This is a genomic window from Terriglobus albidus (assembly GCF_025685425.1).
In the GTDB taxonomy this organism is placed as follows: Bacteria; Acidobacteriota; Terriglobia; order Terriglobales; family Acidobacteriaceae; genus Terriglobus; species Terriglobus albidus.
Genome location: NZ_JAGTAS010000056.1, coordinates 148,240 through 167,411, shown reverse-complemented (window position 1 = coordinate 167,411; position 19,172 = coordinate 148,240). Strand labels below are relative to the sequence as shown.

The 19,172-nt window shown below is 54.0% G+C and carries 16 protein-coding genes and 1 pseudogene; 4 read left to right on the top strand and 13 right to left on the bottom strand.

Translation table 11 applies throughout. The features are described from left to right. Window positions 1–462 precede the first annotated feature (462 nt). Together OHL21_RS15335 and OHL21_RS15330 are read right to left on the bottom strand one after the other, a co-directional pair. Window positions 463–1,818, bottom strand: coding sequence for a glycosyl hydrolase family 28 protein (locus OHL21_RS15335; RefSeq protein WP_263418155.1), 1,356 nt, complete (start codon window positions 1,816–1,818; stop codon window positions 463–465). Window positions 1,819–1,978: 160 nt separating this feature from the next. Further along, window positions 1,979–5,869 (bottom strand): TonB-dependent receptor, encoded by a 3,891-nt coding sequence (locus tag OHL21_RS15330; protein WP_263418154.1) that lies wholly within the window; start codon window positions 5,867–5,869, stop codon window positions 1,979–1,981. Between OHL21_RS15330 and OHL21_RS15325 the strand changes: the two genes are divergently transcribed. Continuing rightward, the gene (locus OHL21_RS15325; protein WP_263418358.1) at window positions 5,766–6,110 is read left to right on the top strand and encodes a hypothetical protein; all 345 of its coding nucleotides are present in this window, start codon (window positions 5,766–5,768) and stop codon (window positions 6,108–6,110) included. The two genes, OHL21_RS15330 and OHL21_RS15325, sit on opposite strands and share 104 nt — an antisense overlap. A gap of 554 nt (window positions 6,111–6,664) precedes the next feature. Here OHL21_RS15325 and OHL21_RS15320 read toward each other — a convergent pair. Beyond that, window positions 6,665–7,594, bottom strand: a complete 930-nt coding sequence (locus tag OHL21_RS15320) for an alpha/beta fold hydrolase (protein WP_263418153.1) — start codon at window positions 7,592–7,594, stop codon at window positions 6,665–6,667. A 111-nt stretch (window positions 7,595–7,705) separates the two neighbouring features. Here OHL21_RS15320 and OHL21_RS24525 point away from each other — a divergent pair. Both OHL21_RS24525 and OHL21_RS15315 read left to right on the top strand, forming a co-directional pair. Beyond that, a pseudogene (locus OHL21_RS24525) lies at window positions 7,706–7,903 on the top strand (helix-turn-helix domain-containing protein); the annotation flags it as partial. 15 nt (window positions 7,904–7,918) lie between these two features. Continuing rightward, complete coding sequence (locus tag OHL21_RS15315; RefSeq protein ID WP_263418152.1) at window positions 7,919–8,509, top strand: MmyB family transcriptional regulator; 591 nt, start codon at window positions 7,919–7,921, stop codon at window positions 8,507–8,509. 147 nt (window positions 8,510–8,656) lie between these two features. Here the strand turns inward: OHL21_RS15315 and OHL21_RS15310 are convergent, their stop codons facing one another. From OHL21_RS15310 to OHL21_RS15265, 10 genes are all read right to left on the bottom strand, one after another. After that, window positions 8,657–9,655 (bottom strand): MBL fold metallo-hydrolase, encoded by a 999-nt coding sequence (locus tag OHL21_RS15310; protein ID WP_263418151.1) that lies wholly within the window; start codon window positions 9,653–9,655, stop codon window positions 8,657–8,659. A gap of 104 nt (window positions 9,656–9,759) precedes the next feature. Beyond that, window positions 9,760–10,488, bottom strand: a complete 729-nt coding sequence (locus tag OHL21_RS15305) for a cytochrome c biogenesis CcdA family protein (protein ID WP_263418150.1) — start codon at window positions 10,486–10,488, stop codon at window positions 9,760–9,762. Between the two features lie 145 nt (window positions 10,489–10,633). Further along, window positions 10,634–11,359: a hypothetical protein gene (locus OHL21_RS15300; RefSeq protein ID WP_263418149.1), complete on the bottom strand. Its 726-nt coding sequence runs from the start codon at window positions 11,357–11,359 to the stop codon at window positions 10,634–10,636. An 80-nt stretch (window positions 11,360–11,439) separates the two neighbouring features. Beyond that, entirely contained in the window at window positions 11,440–11,970 is a 531-nt protein-coding gene (locus OHL21_RS15295; RefSeq protein ID WP_263418148.1) for a thioredoxin family protein, read from the bottom strand. Window positions 11,971–12,002: 32 nt separating this feature from the next. Further along, window positions 12,003–12,431, bottom strand: coding sequence for a hypothetical protein (locus OHL21_RS15290; protein ID WP_263418147.1), 429 nt, complete (start codon window positions 12,429–12,431; stop codon window positions 12,003–12,005). A gap of 75 nt (window positions 12,432–12,506) precedes the next feature. Further along, a complete protein-coding gene (locus OHL21_RS15285) occupies window positions 12,507–13,088 on the bottom strand; it encodes a TetR/AcrR family transcriptional regulator (protein WP_263418146.1) in 582 nt (193 codons plus the stop codon). A gap of 102 nt (window positions 13,089–13,190) precedes the next feature. After that, window positions 13,191–13,715 carry a hypothetical protein gene (locus OHL21_RS15280; RefSeq protein ID WP_263418145.1) on the bottom strand — a complete coding sequence of 175 codons (525 nt, stop codon included), beginning with the start codon at window positions 13,713–13,715 and terminating at the stop codon, window positions 13,191–13,193. Between the two features lie 85 nt (window positions 13,716–13,800). Continuing rightward, on the bottom strand, window positions 13,801–14,322 hold the full coding sequence (locus tag OHL21_RS15275) for a hypothetical protein (protein WP_263418144.1): 522 nt from the start codon (window positions 14,320–14,322) through the stop codon (window positions 13,801–13,803). Between the two features lie 407 nt (window positions 14,323–14,729). Beyond that, window positions 14,730–15,437, bottom strand: a complete 708-nt coding sequence (locus tag OHL21_RS15270; protein WP_263418143.1) for a hypothetical protein — start codon at window positions 15,435–15,437, stop codon at window positions 14,730–14,732. Between the two features lie 48 nt (window positions 15,438–15,485). Continuing rightward, a complete protein-coding gene (locus OHL21_RS15265) occupies window positions 15,486–17,003 on the bottom strand; it encodes a family 43 glycosylhydrolase (protein ID WP_263418142.1) in 1,518 nt (505 codons plus the stop codon). Window positions 17,004–17,456: 453 nt separating this feature from the next. Between OHL21_RS15265 and OHL21_RS15260 the strand changes: the two genes are divergently transcribed. Next, the gene (locus OHL21_RS15260; RefSeq protein ID WP_263418141.1) at window positions 17,457–18,734 is read left to right on the top strand and encodes an MFS transporter; all 1,278 of its coding nucleotides are present in this window, start codon (window positions 17,457–17,459) and stop codon (window positions 18,732–18,734) included. Window positions 18,735–19,172 lie beyond the last annotated feature (438 nt).

Below are 19,172 nucleotides of genomic sequence, written 5' to 3'. Positions count from 1 at the left end.
TCTCTCATCGACAAAGAGCATCCGATCCATCGCTGTTGTCATGGTGAGCAAGACCGTGTCCCTCTGCCAGATTCGTTGGTTCATTTCCGCTCCTCTTCTAGTGTTCGAAAGGAGTCTCAAAGAGATGGAATGTCCCGTCAATGTTCGGAACAGTTCAGTCGCCGCCCCTTAGCCGCGATCCTTTATTATCAGATAGTTAAAAGCAGCAAATATAACGTTACGCGCACGTTATGACCCGTTAAACCAGCCGTGGGGTCGAAATAGAAATGCGTCAAACGTCGGCGGAAATCGTTAGAGGACACAACTAATAGCGGCGGTCGCCGTTTCGGCCATTCCGGACAATTCCCCGAAGGAATCTTTCATTGACTTCCTCTGTGTTGTTTTGAAGCGTAAGCTCAGCCACGCGGCGAAAGCATCGGCGGAACGCCCATTTCCGCAAGTAGTTCTTGGCGGCGCCGACTCTCACGGCCCTGTTACAGGCGTGACTTTCGCTGCTTCTTCCGTCGTTATGAAAGTGATGTCTTCCACATGATCGCCAACAAAGATTTCAGCCATATCTGCGGTCTTGTAGTACGGCGGCTTGCCAGCCATGTGATCTGAGATCACATTCCCTCCGATGCGGAGATTTTCGAACTTAATGCTGCGGACCATATGGCTCTCGTCATACCCATTGATAATCGAAAGCCCGGGACTCCCCTCTGAATAGCTAAGATCTTTTATGTATACATCTTCAATGCCCCGGCCGGGTGCTTTTGCGTACTTCCGGTTGAACGTGACGCGCACGTTCAACAACTGTCCGTTCTCGATACTCTCGACTCTCATCCCGTCCACGAATACGTGACGGATCAGGTTTCCATCTGAGGCGTTCAGAGCGAGGCAACCCTGGTAGTCGATCTGCGGCTCGTTTTGTTGAAGGACGTCGATGTTCCGGAACGTCAGGTGCTCGATGATCTCCGGATTTTCCGAATCGCCATGTGTCCCGGCCAGAATAGGGTGTGCGACGTCCGCCCACAGCGTGGAATTAGAGACAGTAATGTCATCGGTATCACCATAGTAGTTCCAACGGTGGCCGTAGATCGCGATCGCGTCATCGGAGTTGCGCATGAAGACGCCGTCCACAAGAATGTGCTTGCTGGTGAAGATGTCTATGCCATCTCCCCAACCCTTGCTGCTGAAGGACTTCATATTGCGAACAGTCACATCCGATGAATTGCCGATCAGGACCGAATAATGGTCGGGATTCATGACCGTTACACCTTCCACGAGCACATGCTTCGAATCGTCAATACGGATCCCGTCCTTGGCGTGCCAAAGAATCCCTTTTCCAAAAATGTGCACGTTGCTGACGTGGTCGCAGACGACGCTCGTTACGACAACTGCTCCTGGTGCGAGATAGAGACTTTCGCCACTCTTGAGACGCAGAACATCACCCGGATGGTGCAAACCGGGGCCGAAGTAGTGGACACCGTCGTCCGTCTTTTCCGGCACCGAGGTATTGGGCGAACCGGCGAAGAGATGCAGATTATGGTGTGTGTCTCCGTTCAACTCAATGGATAAATTTGCCGGATGAGCCAATTCGAACTCAATCCGTCGTCCCCGCACCAAAGCGTTTACACCGAGAGAAGCAGGCCGCACCCGTACTGCGTGAACCTCGTACGCCACATCGATGGAGACGCGGACTTTCCCTGTAAAGTCAAATGCTGCCATTGCTGCCCTGGCGGGGGAACGCATATCAACTTCCGGCTCATAGCAGTCGACGCGACGCCATGCTTCCTTCGATGTCTTGACCTGGATGACGTAGTTCTTGTTTTGAGGCATACCGGCAGGCACCGCCGCGGTCAGAATCTCTCCGGGAGAAGGTATGCAGAAAAATATAAAACACAAAATGATGAACAGAGGCTGATATCCCACCAAAATCTCCGGGCAGGTCGATGAGGATTGAGGCCGGCGGCAGCGTTCGGCTGCCGCCGTGATGCCATTAGAAGTTGATCCTTCCAGTAATCTGAAGGATTCGATTGCTGATGTTCCCACCCGCTGCTGTGCCCATTTGATAGGTACCAAAGTTCGCATCTCCGGCAGTGGTGTTATAGCCCGAGGATAACTGGGTAACGTGATTGGCCGCATTGAACGCGTCCAGGCGAAGTTGTGCCGCGACACGCTCGTAGATATGGAAGTTCTTGCTGATGTTTGCGTCAATGTTGACGAACTGCTGCAGCCTGATTCCGGTATAAACGATGTTCGGGACGGCGCCATAAGTCCCAATGGAAATGAAGTTCGCACCCGTGCATCCAGCCGTAACAGAGTACGCCTGCAGTGTGACGACGCCCGTATTGGGATCACGGGTTCCAACACAAGGCTTGAATGCCTGCACATACGAATTGCTGTTCGCCTGAGTGTGGTACGGATTCGGTTGACCGGGGTAGAAGCGCTGCCTCGGCAGAATGTAACCGCCGTTAGCCGTAGGGTCGATCTCGTATCCAGTGATGTTGAAAGGCAGACCAGACTGATACGTCATAATGCTACTGACCTGCCATCCACCCACGATGTAGTCCAAATACCGGTTCAGGTTCGGAAAAATCCCGCGGCCACGCTCGATCGGAAGCTGATAGACGCCTGAGATCGAAATCCTGTGAGGGATATCCGTTCCTGAAATAGTACGCGAAGGAATTCGATTGACGAAGTCAATGGATCCCGACGCTCCGCTAGTGAATCCCGCTGCGCTAATGGCTTTGGAATAGGTGTAGGTAGCATGCAGGGTCAGCCCTAACGATGTCCGATGGTTATAGGTTGCTTCCAAAGCGTTGTAGTAGAACTCGCCTCCGTTGAGAAGTGTCTCGGTCACATTGGTGAATTGCGGGAATGGCCGTGTAAAGTTGATGCGTTGAATCGTAGACGCGGTATAGTACGCCGTGCCGGCAAACGCAGGAATCCCTTTGAAGGGATTGTTGATATATCCCACGGTGCCATTGCTCGCGCCGTTCGTGCAATTGGTGCCCACGCCACCACGCTCTGGATCGCAAGCTGCCTGAGCTGCAGCGCTAATATGGTTCAGATCGTCAGAGTACGTTAAGCCATAGGTACGGTTTCCAGCGTAGGAAATTTCCAGCGTGTCCCACTTGGTCAACTGCTGTTGGACGCCCAATGCAGACATCAGGACCAGAGGCGGGCGATAGTTCGGATTGATGAAGGAGAGACCTTGTCCCGCGTTGGTTGTCAGGCAGGCACTCGCATCTCCGCCACAATTGCCGACTGAGTTTTGGAATGATGGGAACGGATTGGAAAGGTTCTGCAGCGGTGTAGCGCCCCCGTCAAACGAGCCTACATAGTTCGTTGTTGTCGCGAAGCCGGTCTGGGGGGCTGCATACTGATTTCCGGAACCGGTCTGCTGATAATACACGCCAATGCCACCGCGAACCACCAAGTTGCGATGAGCCGTGTAAGCGAATGCAGCCCTGGGACCAAACTGCGATAGCGCAGCCTCGAACGGTGCACGAGGACGTCCATTCACGCCGGCAAACGTGATTCCACCAAGGAGCGTCGAAATCGGCAGTCCGGAGAAATTGACTTGGCTGCTGATCGGGTTGGTAGAGGTGGTATCAAATGCGGATATGGTGCGATTGTGACGATCAACGGGGGCGCCGAGGCTCTCCCACCGCAAGCCGAGATTCAAGGTGAGATTTGGCCGAATCTTCCAGTCATCCTGTACAAACGCAGCGTAGTAGTGCGAGGAAAAATAGTTGTCGGGCTGAGAGCCCGCACTGCCGGAGTCCAACGTTCCCGTCAGGAGTGATGCGAGAGCGTTGCCGCTATAACCCGCCGGGGTCGAAATGTTGGTCGCACCTCCGGTCACAACTGTGTTCCACTGCTGAGTCCAGGCCTTACTCTCGTTGAACGTAAGACCGCTTCCTGCCGCATTAGACGACCTCTGGCTATATTGAATGGGACGAAGATCTGCACCAAAATGAATGGAATGGTTACCGCGCACCAGATTCACAACATCGGTGAATTGAAGCTCGTTGTCACCGCGATTGAGACCGGCGATTGAACCTAGCCCGTTATATCCGGTCAAGTTCACGAGCGGAAACCGGTTGAAATAGTTTGGATTGGCAGCGGCGATGCTGGCGGGAAGTCCAAGACCGCTCGGGTTGAAACCATTACCTGGTCCTGTACTGTCAGTCTGATTGGTCACAAGAATAGAAACTTTGACGTTGTTGACCAGATGAGGGCTAAAGGTGTGCGTCCAGGCCACAGTGCCCGACGGGTTCTTATAGCGACTGAGGTAGTGGGCAACACTTGCGGCGTAGTTCAGCCCGGGGTGAGCGGCATTTACATCGTTGCGAGGAAATGCGCCATTCGCCGTATTGTTGTCCGTCCAGAGCTTGAGCGTGACGTTCGCCGTATCTTTGTCACCGATATTCTGGTCGATCTTGATCAGATACAAACGCTGCAGAGCAGTACCAGGAGTCGTACCGAGATAGTTGTTAGAGAAATTGTTAGCTGTGGTCGGTGTAGGAGAAATATTAGGTGCTGGAAACCAGGAAAGAATCGCCTGGCCTACCGGATTCAGGCGGCCTGCGGGAATGACGTTCGCACGCCCGGTAAGGACAGGATTCCCCTGCGGCCCTGGCCCGCCTCCAGGCCCATACCCAAACTGGTAGCGGCAGGTATGAGGCTTCCCGTTCGAGTAAGTTCCATTATCGGTATTGTTCGCCGTGCAGGATGCTTCGGATGCGGGGTCATAAATGGGCTGGTTATAGGTAGCTCCATTTGCGGTCAGCAACGAACTGAAATCACCATTGATCATGGCAGGTAGAGGAACAGAAGCGGACGCATTCCCAATTCCCCTGAGGTAAAACCTCTCATACGAAATGGTGAAGAAGGTCTTCTTTTCCGGTCCCCAAAGCCTGGGAATGATGACAGGACCATCGACCTCGAAGCCGTACTGATCCTGTGATGAGGCAGGCTTGTTGTACTGCGCAGTCGGCTTCCCAGCGGCCAACGCCTGCTGAATGAAAGCGCCATTTGTCGAGGTATTGGCGTTCATGAAGGCGCGTTGAAGGATTTCGTAGACGGTGCCATGGAGCTTTTGCGTGCCCGATTTGAGGGTCATATCGATTGATCCTCCCGGAGCTCGTCCAGAAGAAGCGTCAAACGCATTGGTTGTGATGTTGAATTCTTGAACAGTTGCGGTGGGCGGCGGAAAGGCATAGTTTTGGCCGCCGGTCAGACTGTAGTTGGTGACTCCATCGATATTGAACTCGACAGTAGCGCCATGGATCAACAGCGACTGCGCGCTCTGGTTGTCGTAGCGCTGTCCCGTCGTGGTGGAGGTCACACCGGCGCTCAGGGTGGCGAGATTGAACGTGTTTCCAGTATTGACCGGAAGCTCCGCGATGCGCTTTGCTTCGATCAAGTCACCACGGTCGGCTTTGTCATAGTCCAGGACCTGAGCTGAGGAATCCACATTGATCGTTTCTGTGACTGCGCCTGGCTGCAGGCGGAAGCTCACGTCAAGAACCTGATTGGTGGTAAGCGTTAGGTTCGTCTGCTGTGATATTTGAAACCCAACGGCATTTACGCGAACCTCATACCTGCCCACGGGAAGAAACGGCACTGAATATTCGCCAGCCCCCGTTGTCTCCGTCTGCTTGTCAACACCTGTGTCCACATTGCGCACTATGACTTGTGTATGAGGAACTACCGCACCCGATGGATCAACAACCCTACCGCGTATCCCGGACGATGATTGTCCGAACGTCACGACGGTGGCTGCCAGCAATACTAACGTTCCGGCGAAGAATCTTTGGAAGGAGTTTGCCAGCCTCACCAGACCAGCACGTAAGCCTAAATTTGCATGTTTGTTATCCATATCGCGTCACTTTCCGGGCGGCAAGACTCCATCGCCCCAATGCTCCTGCACTGGCAACCTCAAATTCAATCTTTTGTATTCAAAAATGATGATCGTTATCTATATGGCAGCTGAATTTAGTCAACCCGGAGCAGGGTTGTCAATGGAAAATACGGGAGGCAATCCCGACAAGAATTCTTGTGATCGTTCCCAACGTGAGAAGACCGGGGAATCGAGCCGGTTTATCCCGGCAAAAAAATAGCGGCCTCGACATCCTCGAGTCCGCTTCGACGTGGGTTCCTGCTAGGCCGTTCTCTTCTTTTTCGCTACCTTTTGACGCGCAATACCCTTCGCTGCCAGCTTCTTCCCTGCCGGCTTCGCATCGTCCTGCTCGGGAACGAAGACAGCTTCTGCTCCTCCGGAAGATCATCCCAAGGGATGCCGACACGCTTGGTCACAGGTTCCGCAAGAGGCCAACTCAATCAGGAGTTCGATGACCGGAATTGAATTCTGAGCTTCTTCCTTCGCGATCCAAGTGGCAGCGGTAAGATCGTGCACTCGGCGATTTGTGATAAGTCGAGCATTCGCCAACTCCTGACTGGTATTCAGTGCGTTGGCGCGAGCGGCTAGATCAATCGATGAATTGCTGGACAAGATCGGTTGCGATCATTCCGCCACGGTTGTTCAGATGAATACCGTCACTCAACGAAGAGCAGCCGTCTCAACAGAACTGGCTCTCGATTGTCTTGACCAGCGAGTACAGGCAATGCGATGCAATCGTGGAATGGAATTCGTAGAAAACGATGGTCGGCTCGATCACGCTTCAATGAACGCCAGCAGATCGGAGAGGAATCGTTCTCGGTGAGTGAGAATGATGGCATGAGGGGCGCCGGGATAGACGATCAACCTGGAATTCGGAATGAGCCGCGCAGTTCGAGCGCCGGTCATCGCAAGAGGAGCACTGACATCTTTGTCTCCATGGGCAATCAGCGTGGGGCAGGAAATTTTTGCCAGATCTGGACGAACATCCGCGGCTGAGGTTGCTGCTCGCGTCGCTAAAGCAACAGGCAATGAAACGTTCATCATCATGTTCTTGATCCAGGTCCGGGTCTCCTGAGATGTATCGGGCGTGAAGAAGGGTTCCTCATTTTCTCCAATCCATCGTGGAAAGTCTTTTACGATGAGTTGGGTCTGCGCTTCAATTCCCTCTTTTGGCCATCCCTCGGGGTTATCGGCGGTTCTGGTTGAAAACGGAGTTGACGGCGCCGCCAAGACAAGTCGCGCGATGCGATGTGCTCCCCCCGTCGCGAGATAGCGGACTGCTTCGAAGGCTCCCATGGAGTGGGCCACGAGCACGGCATCTCGCAGATCGAGCTGATCCATGATCTTGGATACATCATCGACCAGAGTATCCAGGTCGTACCCCGTGTTTGGTGCGTCTGAACGGCCATGCCCCCGGCGATCTGGAGCTACACAGCGGAACCCATGCGCGGTAAGAGCCGCCATGTGGCTGCCCCAGACATTTGATTGAAAGGTCCAGGCGCTAAGGAAGATGATTGGGCGCCCCGATCCCCAATCCTGAATGAAGAGCCTCGTTCCATCACGCGCGGGTACGAATGTCTGTGGATTCGCTGCCCCTCGCTGATTACCGGAGACAGATTGGGACGGAATGGGACTCGCTTGCATGAGCGCCGCAGTACCCCACGCAGCACTTCGGATGATTTGCCGGCGATCGAGTTTGAACATTATGATCAGCTCCTTCGTTGTGAGTTTTCCTGCAACTCCGATCGTGTGATAAAACGAGAAGCCGAGCAATTACTTGTGAGGTAATTGAACCTGAGCAGGCGAACTCATACGATGGGGCACATGGCCGGTGCAGCTCAAACCGTGGGCGAAATCATGCGTTCTTGGCGCGAACTCAGACGATTCAGCCAACTCGAACTTGCTATTGAAGCTGAGATTTCTCAAAGGCATTTGAGCTTTATCGAAAGCGGACGCGCAGTTCCCTCACGGGAGATGGTTTTACATTTGGCGGAGCACCTGGACGTCCCGTTGAGGGAACGAAATGTGATGCTTCTCGCCGCGGGCTACTCGCCCATCTACGGCAATCGCTCGTTGCAGGATCCCACCTTGACTCACGCCATGGCCGCTCTCGAAAGCCTGTTAAGAGCCCATGAACCACATCCTGCGTTGATCGTGGACCGGCACTGGAACATTGTCGCTACAAATCGAGCCCTTGCGCCGTTGCTGGATGGGGTTGACCCGGAGCTGCTGAAGCCGCCTGCCAACGCACTGCGAATCAGCCTTCATCCTCGCGGGCTCGCTCCCAATATTGTTAACCTCGGTGAGTGGCGACACCATTTGCTCGATCGCCTTCGGCGCCAGTTTCGGATCTCTCGCGACCCCGCACTGGAGGTTCTTCTTAGCGAGTTGACCGGTTATCCTTCCAAATCCAGCGTGCAGTCGAATCATTCCGGCGACAATCTGGTCCATGAAGTTGCCATTCCTCTTCGAGTGAGAACGCCGAACGGAGTGCTTTCGTTCCTTAGTACTGTGACCATATTTGGAACGCCGGTGGAGATCGAACTGTCGGAGGTGACACTGGAAGCGTTTTATCCGGCAGATCAAGAGACCGCAGAAATTCTGGGAGCACTCAAATAAACAGGTTGAGTTGCTCTCTTCAATTTCGAGAACCAACCCTCGCAGCCGGCGTGCGGCACCCGTCCACCCCAAATCAGATGAACCGAGCCAGGTTACGGTAGCCAATTGCTTGGCACGATTACGCTTGCGGAGACAACGTTCTATGCATTACTTCGCGAGGGGGCCCACCTCAATGCCGGAAGCCGAGGAAAAAGATGATCCAACGGTGGCAATTACCGCCGTCTTGCGGTTGAGTCCGAGCTCTTCCCGCAGCCGAAATGTAGCTTCAACACCGGTGCAGTGAGCTGCTAATAGGTTTGCCGTCTGAAACTCTCGTAGCTTGGACGCTGTCCAGGCCAGAACTTCATCAGTAGAGGCAAACAGATGCAAGCCACCGACGACGCCATAGATGGGCCGATTGCCAAAATGCTTCTCGGCATACGTTGCGATATTCACTATTCCGGCGTGCCCGCATCCGGTAATGATCACCAAGCCTTTTGACGAATTGAGCACAACAGATGAATCTTCCGGAATGTTGTCTTCCACCAGTCCTGAAGCAGTCAAAATCTTCCCTGAACTGGTCCAGTTGTGTTCCGGGTAGATGCGAGGGATCGGTCCCGTAAACCAAACGCCAGGAATCAACTCCGCACCAGACGAGTGCACGACGAATCGGCCACCCGTGGCCTCGTACTCCTTCCGAAGGGCGATCATCTGATTACGCTCGCCGTTTTCCGAAGGGCGGCTGCTAAAGATGTCCTCTGAAGCGTGGATCACGGAGAGCGCGTTCCGATTTTCTTTCATTAGTTCGCGACGAAGCGTCAACACGCCACTAACATGATCCCAGTGATTGTGCGTCAGAATCAGCTCCTGCACTCCAGACAAATCGACGTGCAGGTCATGAGCGTTTCTAATCACGGTATCTGGATGAGCTCCGGTGTCGATAAGGATCTTATGACCATCCACGTCGAGCAGAGCGGCAAACCCCCATTCGCCTATACCGTTCGTATCGCCGACCAACATCGTGGAGAGGATAGTGACTTTGAATCCCTGGACTTGAGGCCGCGAACTCTGCGCTTCGGCTTTTCCAAGAAACCCAAAGGCCAGCGCGAGAACCGTGATTGGGATCGAGATCCAGCTTCCCCAGGCGATGATTGTCTTTCGAGTCATTGTCGTGACCGCTTTCTGGCCCATGTAGAGAACACCGGTTCAATCGCGGGAGCCATGATGATTGTTGTTACGAGCAAATATGTAACTCCAAGGAGTGAGCTACCTCAAAAACGTGTGGTGAGCGTCGTCAGCCATGCCGGCGAATGCTGAACAAGCCAGCCCTCCACCTGCCTGTCTTTGCCGGAAAGAGTAGCAATGGCAATGAGAAACATCGCAGAACCGAGTGCAAGTTTGCCGACTCTTCCGGCGTGTTGGAGTTTTCCTCGGACACTCAGCATGGCCGAGCGTGAGATATATGCGAGGATCACAATTGGGAATGCCGCGCCAAAGCTGAAGAAGGTCATGAGCAATGCAGAGTCTGCTAGATGTTTTCCTTGACTCGCCAAGACGATGGTTGCGCCAAGGGTAGGTCCGACGCACGGACTCCAGATCATCCCAAGAACAAGTCCGACGACGAACTGCCCATATAGCCCGTTTAGGTGAAGGCGCGCCAGGAGCCGATTTCCAGTGTTACCGAAACCTGAGATTACGGCTGCAAAGCGCTGCTGAAGTGTGCTCGATAGGATGATCAGGGCGAACAACGCGAGAAACACCGCGCCAAGTCGGCGTAGAAGCTCCGAGTTCAATCCAAGCGCCGCGCCTGCCCACGCAAGTGTCGTGCCGATGGTTCCGTAAGAGACCGCTAATCCAGCCGCAAGGGCGATCGGCGCGCGGCGATGTGCATTCATTGCGGAACTCAGCAGAATCGGGACAATGGGCAAAACGCACGGCGACAACGTCGAGAGTAATCCTGCTAAAAAACCGAAGCCGTAAGACGTCAGGGTCGAAACCATTTCTGTACTCCCCAGTCAGCTAGAGCATTTTTTCTGTAGGTGTAGTCCGGAGCATCCGCATCTATGATGCTTTTCCGCAATGAAAACGCCGCTGCATTCCTTCCGGGGTACCCAGCAATAGGGGAAATCCTCTAATGGGTGACGTTCAGTGTGCGACCTCGCGGCCCAACGATCCTGCAGAGGAGCACGCCAATGATCTCTTCAGGGAATCCATATACACCTGCGCTGCTGCCAGGTTAGAAACGTGGTTTTGTTCCAGAAGATCACGCAGGCCAATGTTCCTGATGTCGAGCAGATATGCTGCCATCAGCTCGTAACCAAGGTATTCACGGTTGGTTTGATACGAACAATCTTCAAATTTTCTTTGAAGATGCAGAAGGGAATCGTGACCTTTCCCGACGTAATCGGCATAGCCCTCTCTCAACCATTTAGGAAGGCTATGGTAGCGCCAAACGCCGATATAGGAAACGGTTAGGCTGTGTGTGACCTCATGAGCCATGTAGTAAACCAGAGTCCGGTCGTCCATCACCTTGAGCCCTGAATAATTGGTCAAGCGGTTCTGACGAATGTCGGACGGCCGCAGGAAGATGTTGCGATTGAGGTAAACATAAGTGAGCCCACTCGATTTGACGGCAAAGTTTGTGAAGAACGCAAATCCTGCAGCGCTTCCGCAGATAAAGATGCGTTGTTCAACGCTGCCATCGTAGGCAGGCGATGTTGCAAGTCGTGTTTGTACTTCTTTCAGAAGGAATACAGCGTTGGGCGGTATCGGGGCGGTTGAATACAGGCGAATGTTGTCGTGCCAAACGGAATATCGAAAGAACGGCTGCGGATAACAAATGACGAGAAGATAGAGGATAAGAAGTGTCACAACTGCGCCCAGAAGTGACACTCCCGGTACGAACGGCTTTGTTTGCCTCATAGCGAATAAGTTCACGGGTTGAGTTCGCTTCAATGGATCACGACGCTCAGCAAACGCTCGATACCCTGCCTGCTTGTATCACCGACCGACCGACCCGTCTCGTGCTTTCCTTTCAAGACGATCAACGTGCTCTGAACCTCCACATGGTAAGCAAGCAGGAGCGCCGCGTCGGTGTCGAAGTTAATCGTGAAGGTCGTCAGGTCCTTGTATTTGCTTTGCGCCATCAAGTCCCGGATCACAGGCGCCTGTGCAGCACAAGTCGTACACCAATCTGCGCGAATATCGAGGAGTATAGGTTTGCCTTCGGCGGCAAGCTTATTGAAATCAGCGGTGTTATAGGGCTTAATATCGCCTGCAAATGCAGCCCGGGTAAATATTGAAAAGAGAAACAGGGCTACCAACACAACCGCTCCCATGTAACGCCTGTTTCCCTTCCCTGGATTGTTAGAACGATCTCTTCTGTCTACTCCGGCGAGGACGGGTTTGATGGCGGCTGTGGCGGAGCCGCCGCTGTGCAACAGACAATCGCTACCGGAGAGAAAACCGTTTGATGCAATCATGATCGACTCCTATGCCGTTTGGTGTTGCCCTGCTACTGAGCCGCTGGAGGTTGTTGCTGGGCACTCGGACTCATCAGAGCTCTCAGTGGCATCAGGGGCCCGACAGGAATGTACTCGCTATCCATAAGCTTTTGTTTCGCAAGAGGCAGTGTTTCCATAAATTCCCGTGCCTCATCTGCGCTCTTCGCATCGACCAGGAAGATGACTCCTTTGCCATCACCACGCGAATACCACTCCCGGATTTTTCCATCGAGATAAAGTTTGACGGTCGCCCGGACCTCTAAAGGCATGACAGCCATTACCTGTTGGAAAGTGACGCCCTCTTTGGGGGACTCGATCACGAGAACAGCGGTGGTAGCAGGGACTGCCACGCTCGGCAGAGCCGTAGGAGTCGTTGATTGTGACTGCGCCAGGGAAGCTGTCGTCAGCACCCCGAGAAGAATAGTGACTATGCGTTTCATCCGTTTACCTTTCGATTCAGTGGAGATATGTGGAACGGGAAAGAGTACGATCGTACTCTTTTCGGGGCAAAAAAATTATTCCGTGAAGCTCCTTATAAAGAAATCCCTGGCTTCCCTCAGTCTCTGCTCCCGCACTTGACGATCCGAAGTGATTCGAACCATCATCATCACTCCGGCCATACTGGAGAACAAAACTCTGCATTTCGCGAGTCTTTCTTCTCGCGTAGAACCGGGGACAAACGGTAACAGCCGTTCTCGATAGGCATCTAACGATGCCTCGACCCTTCTTCTTACGGCCAATGGCTTTCGTGCGAGTTCCGGCCCCAAGGCGGAGAGGACGCAACCTGTCCCCGGCGAATTTGCATGATTCCTACTCAAATAACGTTCAATCATAGCCCGCAGAGCCTGACCTTTTGGCGCGGACTCGGCAGCTTCCACCATGCCATTTCCCATTTCCTGAAATGCGCGAGTCACCGCCTCCACGAACAGATCGTCTTTGCTGTCAAAATGACGATAGAACCCCCCTTTCGTCAGGCCAACCTTTTTCATGACGGTACCGATGCCGCTGATATCGGCACCGTGCTCGCGGAAGGAACGAGCAGCTACCGAAAGGATATTCTCGTGGTTCTTCGCTTTGTGCTCTTGGGAGTACCGCATAACGAATAGAGTACGCTCATAATCTATTAAGTCAAATCAATATGAGTGACCGGCATTCACTCAGGAAGGATATCCGGGTTGTGCCCAGTGGGCTGAGCGACTCTAAGAGGCGATCGTGAGGCCATCGTCGGAGAGAGCCATCGCACGCTGAGGGAGCAACATTAAATAAACTGCGGCGACGTGCGTGATAGTCAATAAGGGTACGAAGAGAATTGGGATGGCGTACGCAGCCCCCATCTGTCCAGCGATGGAAGGAAGATTGACCCGGACCGCATGGTAGTAGGTAAGGATGAGGTCAAGTATTCCAACCAGATTGAAGGTGACGACGAAAAACCAAAAGAGCGGGCGAATTCGTACGGTAATCAACACAAAGATGGCTAACAATCCGCTCACGAGATCCCAACTGCCGGCGACCGAAGCCAGGCTCAGAGGCAGATGGTCGCCGACGATGCCTGGAACCATCACAACAAGCCCAATGAAGCGAAAACTGTGCAACGTAGCAATTGCGCGTTGTGCAGCAATGCGGTCCATCAATTTAAGCTTCGGTAGAACATAGGTATTAAAGCAAAGCAGCCATGCAAGGTAACTCATGACAGATTGAACAGCGAAGATGATCGGAGTCGACATGATGGTTTCCTTTCAGAAATTACCTTCCATGCGGAGGGGCCTGCAGCAAACTGCTGGTCAGGAATGAATCTCCAGGACGGATGAATCAGGAAGCCACTGCATTGCGGACGATTGCACCAGCCGTCTTCCGGCTACGCAACATCAGAGAAAGCGAAATGACGTGCGTGATCATCAACAAAGGCACATAGATGACCACAATGGCATATGTCGATCCCAAGTCGCCCGACACGGCTGGTAGATTGAGCCTGACCCCGTGGTAGTAGTCAACGAGGATATCGATTGCGCCCACTACATTGAACCCGACCACCAGCGGCCAAAAGATGATACGGAACCTGACCGCAAGGAGGGCAAGGATTGCCAGCAATCCAGTTGCGAAATCTCCATATGCAGCGAAAGGCGCGAAGCCTTGCGGCAAGTTGTGGCCAACTACGCCGGGCAGGATAAACACGAGGCCGAAAAACCTAAAACTGTGGAGCGTCGCAATGACTCGCTGGGCATTTACGGGATTCATCTCCTTGAGCTTTGGATGAATATACGCGACTGTGCAAAGTAACCAGGCTACGTAACCCAGCACCAGATGCAAATTGAAAATCAATGAAGGCGACATTTCCCCTCCTTTCAAATGTCAAAACTTTTCCTGCTCACCCGTATAGAGTACAACCGTAATCTTATGATTCAATTTTTTTTTGACCGGACGAATGATCTTCGTCTGAGACGCCACAGTCGAAGGGTTTTCCTATGTGCCATGCCGAAGCGTAACGTTCCGCCCTGGTCGCAGATTTGGGAATGACGAGAATTATCGCGAATCTAAGAGGCTTAGTAACGGAGGCAACATGGCTTTTTCGCTCACTCCATCACGCGCCTGAACCGAAATACCATGCAGAGCCGTAGCATAGAGGTTCCCCAGCGAGTCCGCATCCGTACCGGGAGGCAGCTCACCCTAAACGATGCACACAGCAGAATCGGGATGTTGTTGTTTCAATTGCTCCCATCGTCTCTAACCAATGAGAAGGATCACTTCCTGAGATTGATGGTGTAGCCCTCGACCGGTTTATCGTCGGCATCAAGCAGTCTCGCGCAGAAGTCGGTGGCTCCTCCGCCGTTTACGACCGCAGCGCGGATGATATTTTCGCCCTTCTTCAGGGTGAGGCGTTTGGATACTCCGTCATCAATGACCGTCTGACGATCGCCGTAGATTCCGATAACCTCTTCACCGTTGAGCCACCAGATTGAGGCCGCGTTAGAGCCGATCGCTAGACGCACGTTATTCATCTCGACCGGAGAGTTGACGACCGTGGTCACCCAGAACAAAACATCGGAGGTCGGCTTTGCAAGCGAGCGAGCAAAATGGAAGAGGTTCAGGTTGTAGTTCTTTGTATCCAGGGCGTGCCACGTCAGGTCGGCGCCGCCGACGTTCGTCTTGTCACCGTTCTTCGGAACAACTGTCAGACCTTCGGGAAGGGCGTACTTCCTTACTTCTGCCTGGACTGCATTCTGTGTGAGCCCATTGACAGGGATGGGTTCAAGCACCATCCAGCGCTGGATGAATCCGGCTGGATTCGGAACGGCAGTGGGTGTTGACGGAGTTGTAAGCGTGGACGCAGGGATGGGACCCGTTGGAGCCGCTGCTGGGGCCTGCGCCGCGAGATGAGTTGTGTTGATCGCCAGAAATCCGGCGAGCAAGATTGCCGGTGTTACGGAATGTCTCTGAAACGGATTCATTGATTCAAACCTTTATCTGTGTAGCTTTGTTTTCGACGCAAGGAGTATTTACTGCAGGTGAACCTGCCAGTGCTGCTTGTCGCTAGAGGCGTCGAACTTCGCGAGTGTCACGCCGCCACTGCCAACCGCCGTAAGAGCCATCCCATTCTTTGCGTCCTGTGCAGACTTCGGCATGATTCTCCATGTACCGTCGGCAAGCTGGTCAAACCTCCAAAGCTGTTCGGGGACGCCGGTAAAGGCAGGCACCACGGTCAACTCATCGTTGGCCGTTGCGGCAAGGACCCGTTCAGTGCCGGCAATCATGATGGTGAAATATGGCGATCCAAGATATCCGCCGGCGCCCTTCGCAGGGCTGATCGTCCATTTCTGCTGCGCCTGCGACATGAAATTGGAGAGCCGGACGTCCACATTGCCTGACGGCCAGTTCGAGGAGACCTGAGTGGCCAGCTGCGGCTCGATGACGTGGCCTACGCCGGCAAACATGCCGCCCGGCGGCGGACCAGGCGTTTCACCCGTAGCAGGACGAGGAGCACCGCCCGCAGGTGGCGGGCCTACCGGCCTCTGGCGGACAATTCGGCCGCCGACTGGAGTTCCTTCTACCGCCATCTCAAGGGCATTTCCGACGCGTGCCGATTCAATCTCGAAGGTACCGGCCTTCATGTTGTCTCCGGCGACCGGCCAGCCATCTTTCCAGAGCAGTGGACGGATGTCCAATACGCTCGCGCCGCCCCTCTCCAGATCAGCCTCGTAGTGCAGGGAGAACTTTTGTAACCCCTCGCCGAGATCGATAAGACCGAAGTGCCCCGGCCCGATCAATCGAGACTCTGAACCAAGGAGCAGCTTGCCGCCGCCCTGAATCATGTCGATACCCATGTTGTCGAGGAAAGGCCCTGTGACCTTGCGGGACCTTCCGACGCGGATGTTGTAGCCGGAATCCGCGCCGCGGCAGCAACTTCCGTGCGTTGCCAGCAGATAATACCAACCGTCGTGATAGATCATGTCAGAGGCCTCGCAGTTGATCGCGAGATCGCGAGGCTTCTCATTCTCGTGCAGGCGGAGGCCTGTCTTAGGATCCAGTTCGACCTGGCGAATGAACCCGAAGTAGGAGCCGTAGACCAGCCATAGACGGCCGGTGTTGGGATCGAGGAAGACTCCGGGATCGATCGCGTTCGACTCTTCCACACCATCAGAACTTGCGACCACGCCGCCCTCTTCCCACTTATAGTTGGGAGATGCGGGATCGAGCGCCTTGCTCCAGATCATATTCACGGCGCCTTTGGTGACGCCGGTGTTCCGCGCGACATACATGTAATAGCGGTCACCGATGTGGATGACATCGGGAGCGAGGCCAACACGCGCTGGACGGGCGCCCTGCCGCCATGTCCATCCGTCGTCTGAGACGAGGGACCCGCCGCCAGTACCGTAGACGTAATACTTGCCGTCCGACTGAATGACAGTGGAAGGATCGTGTATGTTGACGACGCCATCCAGAGTCCAGGCACACGGTACCACTGTAAGCACAATGAGCGTGGCTACCTTGCCTGGCTGCCAAAATCTCTTCATCATCACTGTTCGCTCCTTTTACTGATTCACAATCCGACTAATTTCTTCCGAGCACACCGTTGACCATCCTCTGATACCGAGAGGATGGGCGCGCTGGAGTTCTGGAGGCCGCGCAGCGTCGGAAAATTCTGGTAGCAGACGAGCCAACGGCACGTCGCAGATTAGAAAACGTTTCCCTGCCGTTCTTGTTGCGCGGAAAATCATACCCTTGCTGCTTGATTTTCGGCAACCAAACTCGGTCACCTTTACGGGTTATAAACACACGGTGGAGCGACGTGATCGCGTGGCCCCGCCCTCATGCAAACGCGCGGCAGACCGTTGCTTGACATAAGCGAAATTGATTCGTATCTTGCTCTTGGAAAACGTTTCCTCCCATACCTGTATATGGCGGCTGTAAGCACTCCGGATGCAGCTAAGTCCTGCGTCGTGATCCGGAAGAAATACGAGCTATCGCCCTTGAACAATGCCGAAAAATCGCTGAAACAGCATGCCGATCTTCGGCGGCGCTTCTTGTTTATGCTGCCGGCAGTCTTCATTACTTACAGTCTTGCCTATCTGGATCGAGCGAACTTTGGACTGGGTGCCGCTGCGGGGCTGGCCGAGACGCTCCACATCACAGGTGCGCAGACGTCTCTCATCAGCGCCTCTTTCTTTCTCGGCTACTTTCTCTTCCAGATTCCCGGGGCAGCGTTCGCTCGAAAGCACGGCGCCGCAAAACTGGTTTTCACAGCATTGTTCTCCTGGGGTGTACTCGCCTCACTGACCGGTGTCATCCGTTCGTTCTGGCTTCTGGTTCTGGACAGGTTTCTGATCGGCGTTGCCGAGAGCATCATCTTCCCCGTCATTCTCCTTCTGCTCACCCGCTGGTTCACCAAAGGCGAGCGCTCACGCGCCAATACCTTTCTGATTCTTGGTAACCCCATCACTGTTCTGTGGATGTTTGCATTGACCGGGAAGCTCATCGACTCACTCGGGTGGCAGAAGACCTTCATTGTGGAAGGGCTACCTTCCATCATCTGGGCGTTTGTCTGGATCTTGTTCATCAAAGACTTCCCTTCGCAGACCGGCTGGCTGAAGAAAGAATCCGTAGCAACGTTGGACGCTGTACTGCTCGCGGAACAGGCCCAGGTAGCCGAAGTGAAATATGTGCGGCAGGCACTCCTCAGACCGGACGTCGTTCTGCTGGCAGTTCAATATCTGTGTTGGAGCCTCGGAATCTATGGCTTTGTACTCTGGCTTCCGACGATCGTTCGGCAAGGCTCGGGCCTGGGGATGGGTAATACGGGCCTGCTCTCGGCCATACCTTACGCTGTAGCCGCAATCCTGATGTTGGTGGCTTCTTCCATCTCTGACCGAACGATGAAGCGTGCTCCTGTTGTCTGGCCTTTCCTCATGATCTCCGGCCTTGCGATGCTTGGGTCTTATTTCACGTCGGGCAGGAGTTTCACGCTTGCGTTCGTGTGTCTTGTAATTGCGGGCGCAGGAATGTATGCACCTTATGGACCTTACTTTGCCATCATCCCCGAACGCGTTCCGAAGAACGTTACGGGGGAGGTGATGGCGATGATCAACTCTGCAGGCGCACTCGGTGGATTTGCCGGCAGCTATCTTGTCGGTTGGCTTCAGTCGGCTACGGGCGGCCCCAAGGCCGGCTTTCTTCTTATGTCGATCGCAGTCATCCTGTCCTCCCTGTTGATCCTGGCGATTCCAAAGCAGAGGCAGCAGGCTGCGTGAATCACTCCACTCACGAAATAGACAGAAACCGTTAGGCTTTACAACGCAAACGGAAGCCTGCGGATTCAGAGTTAATCGAGGCCTGAGACCTGGCCTCAGACTTCCTGTGGACTTTGCGAACGAGGCTGTTTTTGAGAGACCGGAGCTGAGCGACAAGCAATCGAAACTGCAATCCGTCGATTGCGCGAACTTCTGGATGATGTCCCCGGCGAGCGCGGACAAGCAACTGCGTAAATACGCGGTACTTCAAAGATCGGGATCTTCGGGATTTCACAACACAACAGCCGGGAATCTGCTGAGGTTGAGCCAGTTGAAAAGAATGGCGGCTCACAGAATCTTGATGCCCGGCACGCGTCTCGCCCACTACCGCCTTTTTTGAAACAAAATAACGGCGGCGATGGAGAAGAACCATCGCCGCCGTTATCTTCTGAGTCTCGG

What these genes read in the sequence shown, in the direction of transcription:
- OHL21_RS15310 (WP_263418151.1), bottom strand. Translation starts at nt 9,655, where the DNA reads ATGACTCGAAAGACAATCATCGCCTGGGGAAGCTGGATCTCGATCCCA.
- OHL21_RS15265 (WP_263418142.1), bottom strand. Translation starts at nt 17,003, where the DNA reads ATGATGAAGAGATTTTGGCAGCCAGGCAAGGTAGCCACGCTCATTGTG.
- OHL21_RS15320 (WP_263418153.1), bottom strand. Translation starts at nt 7,594, where the DNA reads ATGTTCAAACTCGATCGCCGGCAAATCATCCGAAGTGCTGCGTGGGGT.
- OHL21_RS15305 (WP_263418150.1), bottom strand. Translation starts at nt 10,488, where the DNA reads ATGGTTTCGACCCTGACGTCTTACGGCTTCGGTTTTTTAGCAGGATTA.
- OHL21_RS15295 (WP_263418148.1), bottom strand. Translation starts at nt 11,970, where the DNA reads ATGATTGCATCAAACGGTTTTCTCTCCGGTAGCGATTGTCTGTTGCAC.
- OHL21_RS15285 (WP_263418146.1), bottom strand. Translation starts at nt 13,088, where the DNA reads ATGCGGTACTCCCAAGAGCACAAAGCGAAGAACCACGAGAATATCCTT.
- OHL21_RS15280 (WP_263418145.1), bottom strand. Translation starts at nt 13,715, where the DNA reads ATGTCGACTCCGATCATCTTCGCTGTTCAATCTGTCATGAGTTACCTT.
- OHL21_RS15275 (WP_263418144.1), bottom strand. Translation starts at nt 14,322, where the DNA reads ATGTCGCCTTCATTGATTTTCAATTTGCATCTGGTGCTGGGTTACGTA.
- OHL21_RS15335 (WP_263418155.1), bottom strand. Translation starts at nt 1,818, where the DNA reads ATGCCTCAAAACAAGAACTACGTCATCCAGGTCAAGACATCGAAGGAA.
- OHL21_RS15330 (WP_263418154.1), bottom strand. Translation starts at nt 5,869, where the DNA reads ATGGATAACAAACATGCAAATTTAGGCTTACGTGCTGGTCTGGTGAGG.
- OHL21_RS15315 (WP_263418152.1), top strand. Translation starts at nt 7,919, where the DNA reads ATGCTTCTCGCCGCGGGCTACTCGCCCATCTACGGCAATCGCTCGTTG.
- OHL21_RS15290 (WP_263418147.1), bottom strand. Translation starts at nt 12,431, where the DNA reads ATGAAACGCATAGTCACTATTCTTCTCGGGGTGCTGACGACAGCTTCC.
- OHL21_RS15270 (WP_263418143.1), bottom strand. Translation starts at nt 15,437, where the DNA reads ATGAATCCGTTTCAGAGACATTCCGTAACACCGGCAATCTTGCTCGCC.